This window comes from Micromonospora andamanensis (genome assembly GCF_016863495.1).
Taxonomy (GTDB): Bacteria; Actinomycetota; Actinomycetes; order Mycobacteriales; family Micromonosporaceae; genus Micromonospora; species Micromonospora andamanensis.
In genome coordinates this window covers 144058-162213 of sequence record NZ_BOOZ01000002.1, presented here as the reverse complement: position 1 = coordinate 162213, position 18156 = coordinate 144058, and the positions used below count along the sequence as shown (strand labels likewise).

Annotated in this window: 12 protein-coding genes; 4 read left to right on the top strand and 8 right to left on the bottom strand. The window is 72.0% G+C overall.

What is annotated here, in order from left to right:
* Positions 1–30: 30 nt before the first annotated feature.
* Positions 31–1308: an ABC transporter substrate-binding protein gene (locus Van01_RS01325; RefSeq protein ID WP_203998122.1), complete on the bottom strand. Its 1278-nt coding sequence runs from the start codon at positions 1306–1308 to the stop codon at positions 31–33.
* A 342-nt stretch (positions 1309–1650) separates the two neighbouring features.
* Here Van01_RS01325 and Van01_RS01320 point away from each other — a divergent pair, with 342 nt between their 5' ends.
* Positions 1651–2748 carry a LacI family DNA-binding transcriptional regulator gene (locus Van01_RS01320; RefSeq protein WP_203998119.1) on the top strand — a complete coding sequence of 366 codons (1098 nt, stop codon included), beginning with the start codon at positions 1651–1653 and terminating at the stop codon, positions 2746–2748.
* On the opposite strand, the gene Van01_RS01315 is transcribed toward Van01_RS01320, so the two are convergent.
* Complete coding sequence (locus Van01_RS01315; protein WP_239098804.1) at positions 2740–5013, bottom strand: bifunctional diguanylate cyclase/phosphodiesterase; 2274 nt, start codon at positions 5011–5013, stop codon at positions 2740–2742. The two genes, Van01_RS01320 and Van01_RS01315, sit on opposite strands and share 9 nt — an antisense overlap.
* Before the next feature lie 234 nt (positions 5014–5247).
* On the opposite strand from Van01_RS01315, the gene Van01_RS01310 reads away from it, so the two are divergent.
* Entirely contained in the window at positions 5248–5646 is a 399-nt protein-coding gene (locus tag Van01_RS01310) for a PH domain-containing protein (RefSeq protein WP_203998114.1), read from the top strand.
* Here Van01_RS01310 and Van01_RS01305 read toward each other — a convergent pair.
* Positions 5640–6566 carry a 2-hydroxyacid dehydrogenase gene (locus Van01_RS01305; protein ID WP_203998111.1) on the bottom strand — a complete coding sequence of 309 codons (927 nt, stop codon included), beginning with the start codon at positions 6564–6566 and terminating at the stop codon, positions 5640–5642. The genes Van01_RS01310 and Van01_RS01305 overlap by 7 nt on opposite strands.
* Positions 6567–6604: 38 nt before the next feature.
* On the opposite strand from Van01_RS01305, the gene Van01_RS01300 reads away from it, so the two are divergent.
* Both Van01_RS01300 and Van01_RS01295 read left to right on the top strand, forming a co-directional pair.
* Positions 6605–7828: a PQQ-dependent sugar dehydrogenase gene (locus Van01_RS01300; RefSeq protein ID WP_203998108.1), complete on the top strand. Its 1224-nt coding sequence runs from the start codon at positions 6605–6607 to the stop codon at positions 7826–7828.
* Positions 7829–7894: 66 nt separating this feature from the next.
* The gene (locus tag Van01_RS01295) at positions 7895–9511 is read left to right on the top strand and encodes a metallophosphoesterase family protein (RefSeq protein WP_203998105.1); all 1617 of its coding nucleotides are present in this window, start codon (positions 7895–7897) and stop codon (positions 9509–9511) included.
* Positions 9512–9590: 79 nt separating this feature from the next.
* On the opposite strand, the gene Van01_RS01290 is transcribed toward Van01_RS01295, so the two are convergent.
* From Van01_RS01290 to Van01_RS01270, 5 genes are all read right to left on the bottom strand, one after another.
* Positions 9591–11948, bottom strand: coding sequence for a thiamine pyrophosphate-binding protein (locus Van01_RS01290; RefSeq protein WP_203998910.1), 2358 nt, complete (start codon positions 11946–11948; stop codon positions 9591–9593).
* A 136-nt stretch (positions 11949–12084) separates the two neighbouring features.
* Entirely contained in the window at positions 12085–13584 is a 1500-nt protein-coding gene (gene gatB, locus Van01_RS01285) for an Asp-tRNA(Asn)/Glu-tRNA(Gln) amidotransferase subunit GatB (protein ID WP_203998102.1), read from the bottom strand.
* Between the two features lie 13 nt (positions 13585–13597).
* On the bottom strand, positions 13598–15073 hold the full coding sequence (gene gatA / locus Van01_RS01280) for an Asp-tRNA(Asn)/Glu-tRNA(Gln) amidotransferase subunit GatA (RefSeq protein ID WP_203998099.1): 1476 nt from the start codon (positions 15071–15073) through the stop codon (positions 13598–13600).
* Positions 15070–15375 (bottom strand): Asp-tRNA(Asn)/Glu-tRNA(Gln) amidotransferase subunit GatC, encoded by a 306-nt coding sequence (gene gatC, locus Van01_RS01275; protein ID WP_088995614.1) that lies wholly within the window; start codon positions 15373–15375, stop codon positions 15070–15072. The genes gatA and gatC overlap by 4 nt, the downstream gene beginning before the upstream one ends.
* Positions 15376–15598: 223 nt before the next feature.
* Positions 15599–18037 (bottom strand): putative bifunctional diguanylate cyclase/phosphodiesterase, encoded by a 2439-nt coding sequence (locus tag Van01_RS01270; protein WP_203998096.1) that lies wholly within the window; start codon positions 18035–18037, stop codon positions 15599–15601.
* Between the last annotated feature and the right edge of the window lie 119 nt (positions 18038–18156).

The following is an 18156-nucleotide window of genomic DNA, read 5'->3' as shown; positions in this document are numbered from 1 at the left end:
ATCCAGGCACCCGCGCCACCCACGATGGCGTTACCTGCTGGCCTTCTCGGCTTCCTTGATCGCCTCGGCCCAGGCGGCGTCCGAGGAGAGCGTGCCGTTCTGCACCCGGTTGATCACGTTCTCCACGGCGACGCGGGTGGGGCCGTTCTTCTTGCCCAGGTACTGCGGCGTCAGGCCCTCCGCCATCCTGGGGAAGATCTGGCCGACCGGCGCGGAGCTGAAGAACTCGTTCTTGAAGTCGGCGATCGCGGGGTCGGCGTAGAGCGCCGGCTGCGACGGCAGGTTGCCCACCGTCTTGAAGACCTCGATCTGCTGCTCCGGCTGGATCAGCCACTCCAGGAACTTGTACGCCTCGTCGACGTTCCTGCCCTGCTTGGGGATGGTGAGGAAGGAGCCACCCCAGTTGCCGCCGCCGCCGGGCACCGCCGCGATGTCCCACTTGCCCTTGGTGCCGGGCGCGGTGTTCTGGATGTGCCCGAGCATCCACGCCGGGCAGGCCAGCACGGCGAAGGAGCCGCTGGTGAAGCCCTTGTCCCAGTCGGCCTGGAAGCTTGTCAGGTTGGCCGACAGGCCGGCGTCGGCGGCCCGGACCGCGTAGTCGAAGGCGACCTTCGGACCGCCCTCCATGCGCAGTTGCTCACTCTCGTCGTAGAAGCCGACAGGCTGCTGACCCAGAATCGGGTTGAACAGGTTCGTCGCGTTGTCGACGAACTTCTTGTTGGTCTTGGCGGTGTACTGCTGGCCGACCTCCAGGAACCTGTCCCAGGTGGGCCAGAGCGCGGAGACCTGGTCCCGCTCGGTGGGCAGGCCGGCGGCCTCGAACAAATCGGTGCGGTAGCACATGGCCAGACCACCGACGTCGGTGCCGAGACCGATCTGAGTGGCACCGTCGGCCGACAGGGACTGCTTCCACTTCCACGGCAGGTAGTTCGTCTCGTACTTGCCGGCACCGGAGTCGAGCAGGTTGACGAACTTGTCGGCCTGGCTGCGGAACTGCACCATGAAGCCTTCGTCGATGGCCGCGATGTCGGGCGCGCCCGACCCGGCGATCAGCTTCTTCTGCAGGTCCTCGTGCTGGGCGTTGTACTCGCCCGAGTTGAGGGCGATCTTGACGTTCTGGTTCTCCGCCTCGTACTTCGCCTTCAGGTCGGTGAGGCCGAAGTCGCCCCAGAAATTGATCGTCAGCGTCACCGTGCCACCGCTGTCGCCGCCACCCTGGGTGCTGCGCCCGCTGCACGCCACGACCAGGGAACCGACCGTCAGACCTACGGCTGCCACCCGCAGCCAACGAGGCGTAGACCGTGTCATGACCCATCCTCCGAGACCATTGAGAACGCTCCAGAGATCGAGGAACGTTGACTGAACCGGATAAGTGAGGCCACCGTACGGGCGTGCTCCCACCGTGTCAACGACGGATTAAGGCCGAGCCAGATCCGTAACCTCAGCTCTACCTGGGGGCGTGAAATCGCCTGCCACCGCACGGTTCTGCGCAGACGGCCAGTACGTCCCAGGGCGACCAGGGAAGATCCGGACGGGCCGCTCCCGTAGACTGAACCGAACAAGCTCCGACACCCGGCAGGTGGCGAGCATCCCCGTACCGCCGCACCGGCGGGCGGACGGGTAGCGTGTCCAACGCCGCCCGCGCCACCGATGCGGCCGGCAGGACGAACTGGTTCAGGAGGACGTACGCCGGTGAAGCGGCCCACGATCGCGGACGTCGCCCGGCGGGCGGGGGTCTCCAAGGGCGCGGTCTCGTACGCGCTGAACGGGCAACCGGGCGTCTCCGAGGCGACCCGGCAGCGCATCCTCGCCATCGCCGCCGAGATCGGGTTCAGCCCGAGCAGCGCCGCCCGCGCCCTGTCCGGCGCGACCGCCCGCGCGATCGGCCTGATCCTCGCCCGACCGGCCCGCACCCTCGGCATCGAGCCCTTCTTCATGGAGCTGATCAGTGGCGTCGAGGCGGAGCTGTCCGCCCGGTCGTACGCGCTGACCCTCCAGGTGGTGGCCGATCAGAGCGCCGAGATCGCGGTCTACCGGCGCTGGTGGGGCGAACGGCGGGTCGACGGTGTGCTCGTCTGCGACCTGCGGACCGACGACGGTCGGGTACCGGTGCTTGAGGAACTGGGCCTGCCGGCCGTGGTGATCGGCGGTCCGACAGGTACCGGCGGGTTGCCGAGTGTCTGGTCGAACGACGCGGCGGCACTCGTGGAGACCGTGGAATACCTCTACGCCCTGGGTCACCGGCGCATCGCCCGGGTCGGCGGCCTGCCCGAGTTGCAGCACACCGCGATCCGTACCCAGGCGTTCACCGAGGTGTGCGGGCGTCTCGGTCTCGCCGACGCGGTCACCGCCTCCTCCGACTACACGGGCGAAGAGGGGGGGCGGGCCACCCGGCGGCTGCTCAGCTCCCGGGTCCGCCCCACCGCGATGATCTACGACAACGACGTGATGGCTATCGCCGGGCTGTCGGTAGCCCAGGAGATGGGGCTCGCGGTCCCCGCCGACCTGTCCATCGTGGCCTGGGACGATTCCCCGCTGTGCCGGCTGGTGCACCCGCCGCTCACCGCACTGGGCCGGGACATTCCCGCCTACGGGGGGCACGCGGCGCGCCAGCTGCTGCAGCTAATCGAGGGAGCCCCGACGGTCGGGCTGGAGGACGAGACTCCCCACCTGACCCCACGCGGCAGCACCGGCCCGCCCCCAGCACAAGCAGATGAAACGGTTAAGCAGCAGCGCCGGTCAGCGTGAGGTCGACGGAAACTCCTCGAAGTACGCCTCGACCCGCTCGGCGGTCGCCGGCCGGGCCAGCTCGAAACCCTGGCCGTACCGGCACCCGGCCCGCTGCGCCCCGTCGACCTGGTGCGCCGACTCCAGTTCCTCGGCCACCACCTCAAGGCCCAGCCGCTCGGCCACCGTGACCACCACGTCCAGCAGGGGACGGTGCGGGTCACCGCTCGCCGTGGCCACCTCCGGCCCGACCTTGAGCAGGTCGATAGGTAGCCGCCGGAGCTGGGCCAGCGAGGCGTGCTCGGCCCGGAAGTCGTCAAGGGCTGTGCGAATGCCCATCGAGCGCAGGCCGGCCAGTCGGGCCACCACTGTCGGCAGCTCGGCGGCCACCTTCGGCTCGGCGACCTCGATCACCAACTGGTCCGGCCCCACCCCGTACGCCTCGAGCACCGCCGCCGTCCGGGGCACGAAATCCGGTGAGGTGAGTTCCCGGGTGGTGACGTTCACCGCCATCCAGAGTCGTCGGCCGCCCACCGTCCAGTCGGCCAACTGTCGACAGGCGCGGTCCAGCACCCAGACCCCCAGCTCGCTCATGATGTCGAGGTCCTCGGCCACCGGGAGCAGCTCCGCCGGAAACACGGTGCCGAGTACCGGGTTGCGCCACCGCAGCAGCGCCTCCGTACCGACCGGAGCCCGATCGGCCAGGCCGAGCACCGGCTGGTAGACCAGATCCAACTCGCCCCGGGCGACCGCGCCGGGCAGTTCCCGCTCCAGGTCCAGCCGGCGGACCAGCTGTTCCTCCAGGTAGGCGTCGTACCACTCGACCCGGTCCCGGCCGAGCTGGGCCGCGCGCCGACGGGCCAGGTCCGCCTGACGGAGCAGGTCCTCCGGCCGGCCCCGCCCCAGCTCGGCCAGCCCGACGCTGGGGCGCGACCGCAGCACCGCCCCCGAGACCTCGTACGGTCGGCTCAGCGCGGTGAGCAGCCGGGCGCCCAGCGCGTACGCCAGCACCGGCCCGGACCCGCTGACCACCGCGAGTCCGCTACCGGCCAGGTCGAACACCTCGTCCTCGTCGGCTGCCACGGCGCGGGCCCGGCGGACCGCCTCGGCTGCCACGTCGTCGCGCACCAGCCGGCCGGGCAGCTCGGTTAGGTGCAGGTCGACCACGAGCAGGGCGCCCCGGACCGGTTCGGGACGGGCCGCCAACGCCCGCAGCAGGGCGACGCGACCGGCCGGGCCAGCCGAGTCGGTGGCTGTCGGTGCCGCCGGGGGCCGCGGAGTCGGGTCGGTGGCTGCCGGCACGTCCGGCCCGGTCGAGGCGGTGCCGAACAGCTCGCGCATCACCAGCGGTGGGACCACGGCGAGCGCGAGCAGCACCGCCGTACGGTCGGGTAGCAGGCCGGCCTGCAACTGGTGGACGACGGCGAACACCACAGCGACAGGTGGAAGCACCGCCCTCGGCCAGCGCAGCGGGCTCTGCCGGGTGGTCTCGACCTGGGCCACCTGCCGGACTCCGGCAGCGACAAGCAGCACGCCGACCACGAGTGGCGGTACGGCCAGCAGTGCCGCCCGCCCGGCGACCGGCCCGGCCGGCAGCGCGGCCAGCAGCACCAGGGCGAACAGGGTCAGGGCGGCGCCACCGCGACAACGGGCGGTACCGCTGTCGCGGTCCGCCCCGGTCAGCGCGGCCAGGGCGGCCACGGCGAGCAGGCCCAGGACCACCGCCACCGCCAGCCGCACCGGAACCGTCACCCCGGCGTACGGCAGTAGCAGCCAGGCGGTGAGCACCAGGCAGACGCCCGGCGCGGTCTGGTCGAGCAGGCGGTGCAGCCAGGCCCGGACCGACGCGCGCGACAGGTGCGGGAGGCTGACCAGACCGCCACCGAGCAGCGCCGTGGTGCCGACGAGCCCGGTCACGGCGGCCGCCGGTCGGTATCCGGTGGAGGCCAGCGGTAGCACCGCCGCGGTCAGGCCGGCGGTCACCACCGCGGCGTGCAGCAGGGCGGCAGCCCGACGCGGACGCGCCGCCCGACGGCGGGCCAGCCGTCCGGCGGGTGGGCCGTCGGGAGGCGAGTCGGGGCCGAGGGTCAACCGGGACAGCCGCACCCCGGCCAGTGTGGAGGCGGCCGCACCGGCGAGCGCCACCACCGCGAGCGCGGGCACCGGACCGGCCGCGCCGAGGGCGACAAGCAAGGCGGCGACCGCGAGTACGCAGATCTCCGGCAGGATCGGACGGTGGGCGGTGGCCCGGAACGGGGCGGCACGGAACACAGACGCGACGGGCACGACGTTCGCCTTCGTGAGGGGGCACGGGGGCGGTACGTGGGCGGTGGACATGGTCCACGGCCCACCATCGATGAACGAGTCGTTCGGCGGGAAGTGACGGCCAGTCGACAGTGAGTCAGGTCACCGCGACTGAGCGTCCGGGTGAGCGGGTACCGCCGGGTCCACCGGGTGGAGGTCCCGCCCGCGACCTCGGCCCACCGTCGGTCGGCCCGGCCCGGGTGGGATCATCTGGTCATGCCGCGCACCGACGTCACACGATTCCGGCACAACCAGGCCATCCTGGCCGGGGCGATCGTCGCCACCATCGGCGCCCTGCCGCTTGCCAGTTCCCGGCCCTATCTGCTGCCGGTGCTCGTGGTTCCGCTGGCGGTGGCCGTCTGGGCCTGGCGGGCCGGGACCGACGCCGACGTGCGTGGGTTGCGGGTACGGGCGCTCGCCGGAGAACGCCGGATCCCCTGGGACCAGGTGGTGGAGCTGGCGGCCGACCCACGCGGCCGGGCGGTGGCCCAGCTCGACGACGGCCGGTGGGTCATGCTCCCGGCCGTGCGTGGCGTGGATCTGCCGAGGCTGGTGGCCGCGTCCGGACGCGACGCCGCGGTACCGGAGCGCGACGCACCCGGATCGGATCAGTAGCCGTCCACCACCACGTTGCGCGGCGGCTCGCCGGCCACGAACCGTCGGATCTGCTGACCGACGAGGCGGTACGCCCTGGGCAGCAGACCCCGCACCGAGCCGGCCACATGCGGCGTGATCAGCACGTTCGGCAGCTCCCAGAGCGGATGATCGGCGGGCAGCGGCTCGGGTTCGGTCACGTCCAGCGCGGCGGAGATCCGTCCGGTGGACAGCTCGGCGACCAGGGCGTCGGTCCGGGCCACCGGGCCTCGGGCGGCGTTCACCAGCAGCGCGCCGTCCCGCATCGCGGCGAGGAAGGTCTCGTCGGCAAGCCCTCTGGTCTGGTCGGTGAGCGGCACCAGCAGCACCACGATGTCCGCCTGCGGCAACAGTCGCGGCAGCTCGTCAACGCCGTGCACGCCCTGCTCGGGCCGGGCGGTCCGGGCCACCAGCACGAACTCCACCTCGAACGGTGCCAGCCGGTTCCGCAGCGCGGTGCCTATCGAACCCGCGCCGACGATCAGCACCCGTTTGCCGGCCAGCTCGTCGGTGGGGGCCACCTCGTCGTACGCCCACTGGCGCCGGGTCTGTGCCCGGGCCATCGCCGGGAAGGCCCGCAACTGGGCGAGGATCGCGGCGACCACCCACTCGGCGGTGGACGGGTCGTGCACCCCACGGGCGTCGCAGAGCGTGACCCCGGCCGGTACCCGCCCCACCCAGGCGTCCGCGCCGGCCGAGAGGAGCTGCACGACGGCCAGGTCGGGCAGCTCGCGCAGCAGGGCAACCGCGTCCCCGCCGGACAGGAAGGGTGGCACCCAGAACCGGACGCCGGCCATCGGTGAGGGCAGCTTCGCCGGATCCGCCATCGTCTCGACGGTGACCTCCGGCGGCAGCTCGCCGAGCAGGGCGTGGCCGGCCTCGTGCGGGATCCATACCTTCACCTCGCCGACGATAGGCGTCAGGGCCGGCCGGCCAGCCGATGGGGGTCGGCCCGCGTCGCCTGCCACGGGGTCGGCCCGGGCGGGCTACTCTGGGGCGGGTGAGCGCTCCCCCGTACCTCCGCGCCCGTCAGGTCCGTGCCGCCCTCGTGGCGTCCTGCGCGACGCTGCTGCTCGTCGCCAGTGGTTGCAGCCTCGGGGATCCCGAACCCGACCCGGCCGGTGAGCCACCCAACCTGCCCAGCCCCACGATCACTGCGGACAACGGCGACCAGGAGGTCGTCGCCACGGTGCTCGCCCAGGGCCTGCGGGTGCCGTGGGGGATCGCCTTCCTGCCCGACGGCGGCGCCCTGGTCACCGAACGGGACAGCGGCCGGATCGTCCAGGTGGGGCCCGAGTCGACAGCCGACGGTCTACGGGTCACCGAGGTGCAGACCATCGACGACGTGGTCGCCTCGGGTGAGGGTGGCCTGCTGGGCATCGCGGTCTCACCCGAGTTCGCCCAGGACCGGATGGTCTTCGTCTACTACACCGCCGAACGGGACAACCGCGTGGCCCGACTGCGGCTCGGCGAGGAGCCGACCCCGATCCTCACCGGCATTCCCAAGGCGGGCATCCACAACGGCGGCGGCCTGGCGTTCGGCCCCGACGGGCAGCTCTACGCCAGCACCGGCGACGCCGGGGACACCGATCAGTCGCAGGACGTCAAGCAGCTCGGCGGCAAGATCCTGCGGATCACCCCGGAGGGGAAGCCGGCACCCGGAAATCCCTTCCCGGACTCGCCTGTCTGGTCCCTGGGTCACCGCAACGTGCAGGGCATCGCCTGGGCCGGCGAGCGGATGTACGCCGTCGAGTTCGGCCAGAACACCTGGGACGAGATCAACCAGATCACCAAGGGCAAGAACTACGGCTGGCCCGAGGTCGAGGGGCGCGGTGACGACGACCGGTACGTCGATCCGATCGCGCAGTGGTCGACCGACGAGGCGTCCTGCTCCGGCCTGGCCGCGACGGAGCGGATGCTCGCCACCGCGTGCCTGCGTGGTCAGCGGCTCTGGCTGGTCGAGCTGACCGAGACCGGCACGGTCCTCGGTCAGCCGCAGGCCCTGCTGACCGAGCGGTACGGGCGACTGCGTGGGATCGCCGCCGCGCCGGACGGATCGCTCTGGGTCAGCACCTCCAACCACGACGGGCGGGGCCGACCGGCACCCGAGGACGACAGGTTGCTGCGTCTCGTCTTCTCCGGCGGTGGCGCCGGGCGAAGCTGAGGCGACCGCACGACGCGTCATCCCAGGTTTGCCAAGATCCTTCGGCGGGCAGGTCAGAATCTCAGCATGGACGGTCAGCAGAACGACGAGTCGCGCCGCGATCGGGACGGGAGCCCGCCCGCTGGTCGGCCCCGCCGCTTCCCACAGCTGCGACTCTCCGCCGTACCGCGGGGTGGCGCGGGGCGGCAGCGAGGGCTGCGCCGGTTCGCCGTCGCCGTGGCCGTCCTGGTCGTCGCGCTCGTCGGGGTGCTCGCCGGTGTCGTGGCGGGCGGGAACGTGGGCACCGACATCGGGCCCTTCCACGCCCGGCTCTCCGTGTCGCCCGCGACCACCGGCGGCACCACCGTCGACATCCCTCCGCTGGGCTCGTTGCTGCTGGAGAGCCACGACGGGCCGACCCACCTGACCGTGGAGCTGGGCGCGCTGGACCAGGGCCGGGTCGAGGCGCTCATCGACGACCCGGCGAGCCTCAACCGGGCCACCCAGTCGGCGGTCGACGAGGTCCGGGAGGGGGTGATGCGGCTCGGGCTGCGTACCGTCGGCTCCTCCGTACTGGCCACGCTGGTGCTGGCGCTGCTGGTGTTCCGCGACACCCGCCGGGCGGCCTGGGCCGGCGGCCTGGCGCTGTTGATCACGGCCGGCAGTCTGGGCAGCGCCGCGGCGACCATCCGGCCCCAGTCGATCGAGGAGCCCCGGTACGAGGGACTGCTTGTCAACGCCCCGGCGATCGTCGGCGACGTACGCAAGATCGCCGACGACTACACCAGGTACGCCGAGCAGCTCCAGCGGCTCATCGGTAACGTCACGCAGCTGTACACGACGGTGTCCGCGCTGCCGGTGTACGAGCCCGAGCCGGGCACCACCCGGGTGCTGCACATCTCCGATCTGCACCTCAACCCGAGCGCCTGGCAGCTCATCCGGACCGTGACGGAGCAGTTCGGCATCGACGTGGTGATCGACACCGGCGACATCACCGACTGGGGCAGCGAGCCGGAGGCGTCCTACGTCGGCTCGATCAGCCTGCTGGAGAAGCCGTACGTCTACATCCGGGGAAACCACGACTCGGGCCGTACCGCCGCCGCGGTGGCCCGCCAGCCCAACGCGGTGGTGCTGGACAACCAGACCACCACCGTCGCCGGGCTGACCATCGCCGGAATCGGCGATCCCCGCTTCACCCCGGACAAGAGCACCTCCCCGGCCAGCGGTGGGCTGAGCCAACCCACCGCCAACGAGTTGATCACGACGGGCGAGAAGCTCGCCGCCACGGTCCGCAGCTCACCCCGGCCGGTGGACATCGCCCTGGTACACGACCCCGCCGCCGCCGGCCCGCTCTCCGGCACCTGCCCCCTGGTGCTCGCCGGGCACACCCACGATCGGCAGGTAAACACGCTGCCGGAGGTACCCGGCCAGCAACCCACCACGCTCATGGTGCAGGGTTCCACAGGCGGTGCCGGGCTGCGCGGGCTGGAGAGCGACGAGCCGACCCCGCTGGCGATGACAGTGCTCTACTTCGACCAGGAGCGGCGACTCCAGGCGTACGACGACATCACTGTGGGCGGCACCGGCCAGACCCAGGTGAACCTGGAACGCACAGTGATCGCCCCACCCCCCACCCCCCTGAACCCCACCCCCACCCCCACCACAACCCTCTCCCCCACCCCCACCCCCACCCCCACCCGCTGACCCCCACCCCGTCCCAGCGTCGATCATGAAGTAGTTGCCCGGGAGAGCGCCGGGGTGAAGGGGGTGGGGTGGATGTGGGTCAGCGGAGGGAGAGGGCGGCCAGGGCGGCGTTGACGATGCTGCCGGGGAGCAGGTCGTGCAGGTCGTAGAGGTCGTGGACGGTGCCGGACTGGCCGAACTCGTCGACACCGAGCGGCACGGCAGGGGCACCTACCGCCGAGCCGAGCCAGGCCATCGCGTGCGAGGCGGCATCGTGCACGGTCACCACCGGCACCCGGTCGGCGAAGGCCGACCGCAGCGCCCCGGGCACGCTCGGCACGGTCGCCGTGCGTACGCCCTGACGCAGGGTGCGCTGCCAGGCCCGGTAGAGGCGGTCCAGGCTCGTCACGTCGACGACGTGGGCGGCGACACCCTCGTCGGCAAGTTCCGCCGCGGCGGACAGCACCTCGGGCAGCACCGCCCCGGAGGCGGCCAGTTGCACGGTCGGCGCGTCGGCCAGGTGCGGGTACGCCTGATGGGCGTCGACCAGCCGGTACGCACCGGCGAGCACCTGCCGGCGCAGTACCGCGTCACCGAGCCGCGCCCGGGCCGCCTCGAACGGCGCCTGGTCCACCGGCCGGGTGCTGAGCCGGAAGTAGTACGCCCCGTCCTCGGCCGGCACCGCGGTCGGCGTCGGCCGGGCCGCGCCGGCGATGTGCCCGAACGCGTCGCAGAGCAGCCAGTCGAGGCTTGCCGCGTACGCGGGCTCGACGAACGTCACCCCTGGCAGTTCCAGACCGACGCTCGCGGTGATCGTCGACTGGTGCGCGCCGCCCTCCGGGGCGAGGGTGATCCCGGACGGGGTACCCGCGACGACGAACCGGGCACCCGAGTAGGTGCCGTACAGGAAGGCGTCGAGCCCACGCAGCACGAACGGGTCGTAGACGGTGCCGACCGGCAGCAGCGGCTGCCCGGACAGGTCCCAGGACAGGCCGAGCTGGCCGAGCAGCAGGAACAGGTTCATCTCGGAGATGCCCAGCTCGATGTGCTGGCCCTCAGGGCTCTCCGTCCAGCGCAGCATCCGGTCCTCGGACCAGGAACGCTGGGCGGTCGGGGCGAACACGCCTGTCTTGTTGATGAAGCCGGCCAGGTTCGTGGAGGTGGCCACGTCCGGCGCGGTGGTGACGAGGTATCGCCCCACCTGCGGATCGCGGGCCAGGTCGACAAGCACCCGACCGAAGACCTCCTGGGTGGAGATCGGCTTGTTGGCGCGTACGTTCGTGGCCTGTGGGACGGTGACCCCGAGCGCACGCTCTCGGGGCACGCGGGACAGTGCCTCCCGGCGCTGCCCGGCCCGGATCCCGGCCGGCGACGCCGGGTCCAGACGGTCCCACTCGGTGTCCCGGGTCAGCCCCTGCGCGGCGCGCAACGCGTCGACCTGTTCGCCTGTCAGCAGGGCGGAGTGGTTGCGCGGGTTCCCGGCGATCGGCAACCCCCACCCCTTGACGGTGTACGCGAACACCACGCTCGGCCGGTCGGTCACCGCGTCGCACTGGGCGTACGCGTCGAGCATGGCCGCCAGGTCGTGCCCGCCCAGGTCGGTGACGAGCGGACCGAGGTCGGAGTCGGAGACGTCGGCGATCAACGCCGCGATGCTTTCGGGGGCACCGTCCAGGAACTGCTTGCGCAGCGCCGGCCCGGTCAGCCCGAACAGCGACTGGTACTGCTCGTTGGGCATCGCGTCGATCCAGTCGCGCAGCGCCGCCCCGCCCGGACGGTCGTACGCCTCGGCGAGCCGGCGGCCGTACTTGACCTCGACAACGTGCCAGCCGGCGGCCTCGAACTGGCCGCGCCACTGGTCGATCCGCACCCCGGGGACGACCCGGTCCAGCGACTGCCGGTTGAAGTCGACCACCCACATCACATTGCCGAGCCCGGTGGTGGCCGGGTCGGCCACGGCCTCCCAGATGTTGCCCTCGTCCAGCTCCGCGTCACCGATCAGGGCGACGAAGCGGGAGTGTGGCCGCGCCCCGAAGTGGGCGTCGACGTAGCGCCGGGTCACCGCGGCGAACAGCGGCGCGGCGGCGCCGAGCCCCACCGAGCCGGTGGAGAAGTCCACCTCGTCCGGGTCCTTGGTCCGCGACGGGTACGACTGGAGGCCACCCCGCGCCCGCAGCCGGGGCAGGTACGACCGGTCCAGGTTGCCCAGCAGGTACTGGATGGCGTGGAAGACCGGGGAGGCGTGCGGCTTGACCGCGACCCGGTCCTCGGCGTCCAGGTGGGCGAACCACAGCGCGGTCATCGCGGTGACGAGCGACGCGCTGGACGCCTGGTGCCCACCGACCTTCACGCCGTCGCCAGCACCCCGGTCATGGTTGGCCGCGTCGACGATCCGAGTGGCGAGCCACAACACCCGCCGCTGAATCTCGTCAAGAACATCAAGATCGTGCTGGTCCACGGTGAACTCCATCCAGGACGTCCCCATTGACGCCCTCGCGAGGGGTGGTACACCTCGTTGATCATGGGGTTGACGGCAGTACGAAGATCGACAATTGCCGCCAACCTCATGGTCAACGCGGGTTGGTGGAAGGGGCTCAGCCTTGGGCGCCGAGGCGTTCGAGGATGAGGGTGCGGACGGTCTGGGCGTCGGCCTGGCCACGGGTGGTTTTCATCACCGCGCCGACCAGGGCACCGGCTGCGGCGACCTTGCCGCTGCGGACCTTGTCGGCGATGGCCGGGTTGGCGGCGATCGCCTCGTCCACGGCGGCGGTGAGCGCGCCGGTGTCGGAGACGACCTCCAGGCCCCGGGCGGTCATGATCTCGGTCGGCGAGCCTTCCCCGGTGACCACGCCCTCCAGCACGGTGCGGGCCAGCTTGTCGTTGAGCTTGCCGGCGTCGACAAGGCCCTGCAACTCGGCGACCTGGGCCGGGGTGGCCCCGATGTCGGCCAGTTCCACGCCCGTCTCGTTGGCCCGCCGGGACAGCTCACCCAGCCACCACTTGCGGGCGGCGGCCGGCGTCGCACCGGCTGCCACGGTGGCCTCGATCAACTCGACAGCACCGGCGTTCAGCACCGACTGCATGTCCGCGTCCGACAGGCCCCACGCCTCCTGGAGGCGACGGCGGTGCAGCCGGGGCAGCTCCGGCAGGGCGGCCTTCAGCTCGGCCACCCAGGCCGGGTCCGGCGCGAGGGGCACCAGATCCGGCTCCGGGAAGTACCGGTAGTCGGTGGCGGTCTCCTTGGACCGGCCGGGGGTGGTGTCCCCGGTGTCCTCGTGGAAGTGCCGGGTCTCCTGGGTGATCCGGCCACCCGCGCCGAGGACGGCAGCCTGACGCAGCATCTCCGAGCGGACCGCCCGCTCCACCGAGCGCAGCGAGTTGACGTTCTTGGTCTCGGTGCGGGTGCCCCACTCCTCGCCGGGCAGGTTCAGTGAGGTGTTGACGTCGCAGCGCAGGGAGCCCTCCTCCATGCGTACGTCGGAGACGCCCAGCGAGCGGATCACGTCACGAAGCTCGGTGACGTACGCGCGGGCCACCTCGGGCGCCAGCGCCCCGGTGCCCGGGATCGGCTTGGTGACGATCTCGACAAGCGGAATGCCGGCCCGGTTGTAGTCGACGAGCGACTCGGTGGCGCCGTGGATGCGACCTGTGGCGCCGCCGACGTGCAGCGTCTTGCCGGTGTCCTCCTCCAGGTGCACCCGCTCGATGCCGATCCGCACCAGCTCGCCGTTGACCTCGACGTCCAGGTAGCCGTCGAAGCAGAGCGGCTCGTCGTACTGGCTGATCTGGAAGTTCTTCGGCATGTCCGGGTAGAAGTAGTTCTTCCGGGCGAACCGGCACCACTGTGCGATGGAGCAGTTCAGCGCCAAGCCGATCCGGACGGTCGCCTCGATCGCCGCCTTGTTGGCCACCGGCAGGGAGCCCGGCAGGCCGAGGCAGACCGGGCAGACCCGGGTGTTCGGCTCGCCGCCGAAGTCGGTCGGGCAGCCGCACCACATCTTGGTGTTCGTGCCCAGCTCGACGTGGGTCTCCAGGCCGATCACCGGCTCGTAGCGCGCGACGACCTCGTCGTACGCGGGCAGTGTCGTGGTCATCCGTGCTCCTGCCTCACAGTGCCGGTGGGGTGAACGTGCCGACGGCGCTCTCCAACGCGGCGGCGACCCGGTACATCCGGTCGTCGGCCATGGTCGGGGCCATCACCTGCAAGCCGACCGGCAGCCCCTCGGAAAGTCCGCACGGCACCGAGATGCCCGGCCCGCCGTACAGGTTGCTCGGGATGGTGAACAGGTCGGCCAGGTACATCTGGTACGGGTCGGAGGTGCGCGCGCCGAGCGGGAAGGCGACGAACGGGGTGGTCGGCGAGATCAGCGCGTCGACCCGCTCGAACGCGGCGGTGAAGTCGCGGGTGATGAGCGTCCGCACCTTCTGCGCCTGCCCGTAGTAGGCGTCGTAGTAGCCCGAGGAGAGCGCGTACGTGCCGAGCATGATGCGCCGCTTGACCTCGGGGCCGAAGCCGGCCTCCCGGGTCAGCGACATAACCTCCTCCAGCGACCGGTTGCCGTCGTCGCCGGTCCGCAGCCCGAACCGGACGCCGTCGAAGCGGGCCAGGTTCGAGGAGCACTCGCTGGGCGCGATCAGGTAGTACGCCGGCAACGCGTAACGGAAGTGCGGGCAGGAGATCTCGACGATCTCCGCGCCGAGCTTGGTCAACGTGTCGACGGCCTCGCGGAAGGTGGCCATCACGCCCGGTTCCGCGCCCTCTCCGCCGAACTCGGTGACGATGCCCAGCCGTACGCCGCTCAGGTCGCCTGTCGCGCCGAGCTTGGCCGCGGCCACCACGTCCGGCACGGGTGCCGGGATGGAGGTGGAGTCACGCGGGTCGTGCCCGCCGATCGCCGCGTGCAGCAACGCCGCGTCGAGCACGGTACGGGCGCACGGACCGGGAGTGTCGAGTGAGGACGAGAAGGCCACCAGCCCGTACCGGGAGGTGCCGCCGTATGTCGGTTTCGCGCCGACGGTGCCGGTGACCGCGCCGGGCTGGCGGATCGAGCCGCCGGTGTCCGAGCCGATCGCCAGCGGCGCCTCGTACGCGGCGAGCGCTGCCGCGCTTCCGCCACCGGAACCACCAGGGATGCGGTCGGTGTCCCACGGGTTGCGGCTCGGCCCGTACGCCGAGTATTCCGTGGAGGAGCCCATGGCGAACTCGTCCATGTTGGTCTTACCGAGCATCACCGTGCCGGCGGCGCGCAGCCGTTCCACGATCGTCGAGTCGTACGGCGGACGCCAGCCCTCAAGGATCTTCGAGCCGACCGTGGTCGGCACACCCTTCGTGGTGAGGACGTCCTTGACCGCGACCGGCACACCGGCCAGCGGCCCCAGTTCCTCGCCGGCCGCCCGACGGGCGTCGATGTCCCGGGCGGCGGCGAGCGCGCCCTCGGTGTCGACGTGCAGGAAGGCGTTGACCCGGCCGTCCACGGCGGCGATCCGGTCCAGGTGGGCCTGGGTGACCTCGACCGCGGAGGCCGCGCCGGTGGCGACGAGCCCCGCGATCTGCGTCGCGGTCATTGCGGTGACGTCGGTCATGAGGCCACATCCTCGTCCAGGATCCGCGGTACGCGGAACCGCTGCTCCTCCGCGTCGGGGGCGCCCGACAACGCTTCCTCGGGGGTCAGGCACGGCGTCACGACGTCCTCGCGGAGCACGTTCGTCAGTGGCACCGAGTGGGAGGTCGGCGGGATGTCCGCGGCGGCGACCTCGCCCACCTGCGCGACGGCTTGGAGGATCACGTCGAGCTGACCGGCGAAGGTGTCCAGCTCCTCCTCCGTCACGGCGAGCCGCGACAGTCGCGCCAGGTGCGCGACCTCCTCGCGGGAGATGGCGGCCATCGGTGCCCCCTTCGTGGCTGTGCTGCGTCTGCCTGACCTGCGCCCACCGCTGCCGGGTACGCGACGCGCGGTGACCGCAGCGAGTCTATTGTTTCCCGCCCGGGGGGCCGTTGCCGCCTCCCCGAGCACCGGCCCGACCGGTCCCGCCCCGACCGGCGCCGCTGGTCCGGGCGCACCGACACCGCTGGTCGCGGTTCGGCCGACGTGGCTGGTCCGGCCGGGCTCAGCGGGCGTGCCGGCGCGGCACCTCCGCCTCGTCGTGACCGCCGAGCGGCCGCAGCGGGCGGTACCGGGCCAGCCAGGCGACAAGTTCCTCCGCCGGCATCGGCCGGGCGTAGAACCAGCCCTGGGCGGCGTCGCAGCCGGCCGCGTGCAGCATCCGCCAGGTCCGCTCGTCCTCCACGCCCTCGGCCACCACCCGCAGCCCCAGCGCCTTGGCCAGCTCGATCGTCGAGCGGACGATCGCCGCGTCGTCGCTGTCCTCGGCCATGCCGAGGACGAACGACCTGTCGACCTTCACCTCCGCCAGTGGCAGCCGACGCAGGTGCTGGAGGGAGGAGTAGCCGGTGCCGAAATCGTCGAGCGCGATGCCCACCCCGATCCGGTGCAGCCGGGTGATGGTGGTCAGCACCCGGCGCGGATCAGCCATCAGCGCGCCCTCGGTGATCTCCAGTTGCAGCCGCTCCGGAGCCACCCCGTAGCGGGCCAGCCGGTCGGCGATCTGGTCGGCGATGTCGCAGGTGTGCAGGTCCCGCACGCTGACATTGAGTGCCGCCCGCAGCCCGAGGCCAGCCGCCGACCACTTGGCGAGCTGCTCGACCACATCGTCGACGACCCGCCGGGTGAGCAGCCGCATCACCGCACTCTGCTCGGCGACCCGGATGAGCTCCTCCGGGTCGACCATCCCCCGGCGTGGGTGCCGCCAGCGCAGCAGGGCCTCCACCCCGACCACCTCGCCGGTGGCGATGGCGATCTGCGGCTGGTAATACATCATGATCTCGCCGGCGTCGGTGCCCGGCTCGGCACCGACGCGGCTGTCGGTGGTCGGTGTCGTGGGATCCGCTCCGGAGCCGTCGAGGTCCGGCTGCCCCCCGGACCACACCGCGCCGCCGGCCGGCACGTCATCCGATCCCACCGTCCGGGCCGCGCGGCGCAGGGTCGGGTCCGCACCGGTGATGATCCGGGCGATCAACTCGTCATCGTGGATCACCACCCGGGGACGGCGTCGCCACCGACCCCACCAGCGGGCACCGTTCGGCGCCTCCAGGGGTGTGGCGGTGGGGAGCACCGCGCCGTCCCCGCCACGGACGGTTGTCCCGACGGTCGGCGTGGCCCCGTCGTCCCGCCCCGACGCACCGGCCTCCAGCACCCGGCGCAGGTCGGCCAGCAGGCCCAGTCGCTCGGCGGAGTTGTGGTCGGATTCGGCGGTGTAGACGGCGACCGTGTCGTTGCGGTGCTTCGCGTCGTACATCGCCACGTCCGCGTGCCGCATCAGGGTGGCGAAGTCCTCACCGTGTTCCGGGTACAGGGCGATGCCTATGGAACCGCCGACATCAAGCGGCAACCCGTCCAGCGGCACCGGCTCGGCGAGGGCCTGGACCACCTGGTCGGCCAGGGCGCGGGCCTCGCCGGCATCGCTGAGCCCGGTCATCACGATCGCGAACTCGTCGCCGCCGAGCCGGGCCACCATCTGCGGCGGCGCGACCGCGTCGGTCAGCCGGGCGCTCACCTCCACCAGCAGCCGGTCGCCGACCGCGTGACCGAGCGCGTCGTTGACGTTCTTGAAGCGGTCCAGGTCGATGAGCAGCAGGGCGAGCCGGGTGCCGGGCTCCCCCCGCGCGGCGCGCTCGGCGTGCCTGTGCACCTGCTCGTTGACCTCTGCGAGCAGCGCCTTGCGGTTGGGCAGCCCGGTGAGCGGGTCGAGTGCGGCCAGTTGGTGCTGTTCCACGGTGAGGCGAGCCATCCGGTAGACCGCGAACAGCGGTACCAGCACCAACGGCACCAGGGCGGCACTGGCCCGGGCGGCGGTGACAAGCACCGGTGCGAGCAGCAGCAACGACCCGGTGGAGAGCAGCTCGAAGGGCAGGCCGTGCCACGCGTTTGGCCACCACCGCTCCCCGAAGCGCAGCCGCACCGCGGCGGTGACCAGCCCGTAGTTGACAGCGAACCAGGCGACCCCGGCACCGCCGATCGCGACGATGTCGGTCCAGTCGAGCGCCGCGCCGTCGTAGAGCCCGCCAGGGCCGAGCCGGGTCACCGCGTAAGCCGCCGCCAACGAGCAGGCGTACTGCCCGGCGTTGAAGGCCGTCCGCCAGGGCGCGTGCCGCATCCGGATTCCGGAGACCACCACGGCGACCGCCTGCACCGCGACCGCGGGGCCCAGCCCCCAGCCGAGCAGGATCGCGAAGGTGAAGCAGGTGGAGGGGAAGACGGCCGAGGAGGACTGCCCCCGGCCGGGTGGCAGGAAGGGACGCGCGTCGCAGGCCACGGCGAGCACCGCCATCGTCCAGAACGCCGCCGGCAGGTCGGGCACTGTCGACGGCAGGGACACCAGCCCGCCCGCCGAGACCAGCACGGCCACCACGAGTACGGCCGCGACGAACGTCGTGAACTGCGCGGTCCGCCCGGGCGGGACGAGGTTGCGCGGATCGGGCGACTCCATCACACCTCCCGGCACGAGACCGGCCCGTGGTTTCACGCGCCGTGCCCCAATGAAACGCCTCCACCACCCACTTTCCCGTCGCGACAGTCACGAATCGGTAGTAGTCGTAATTAAGTTGG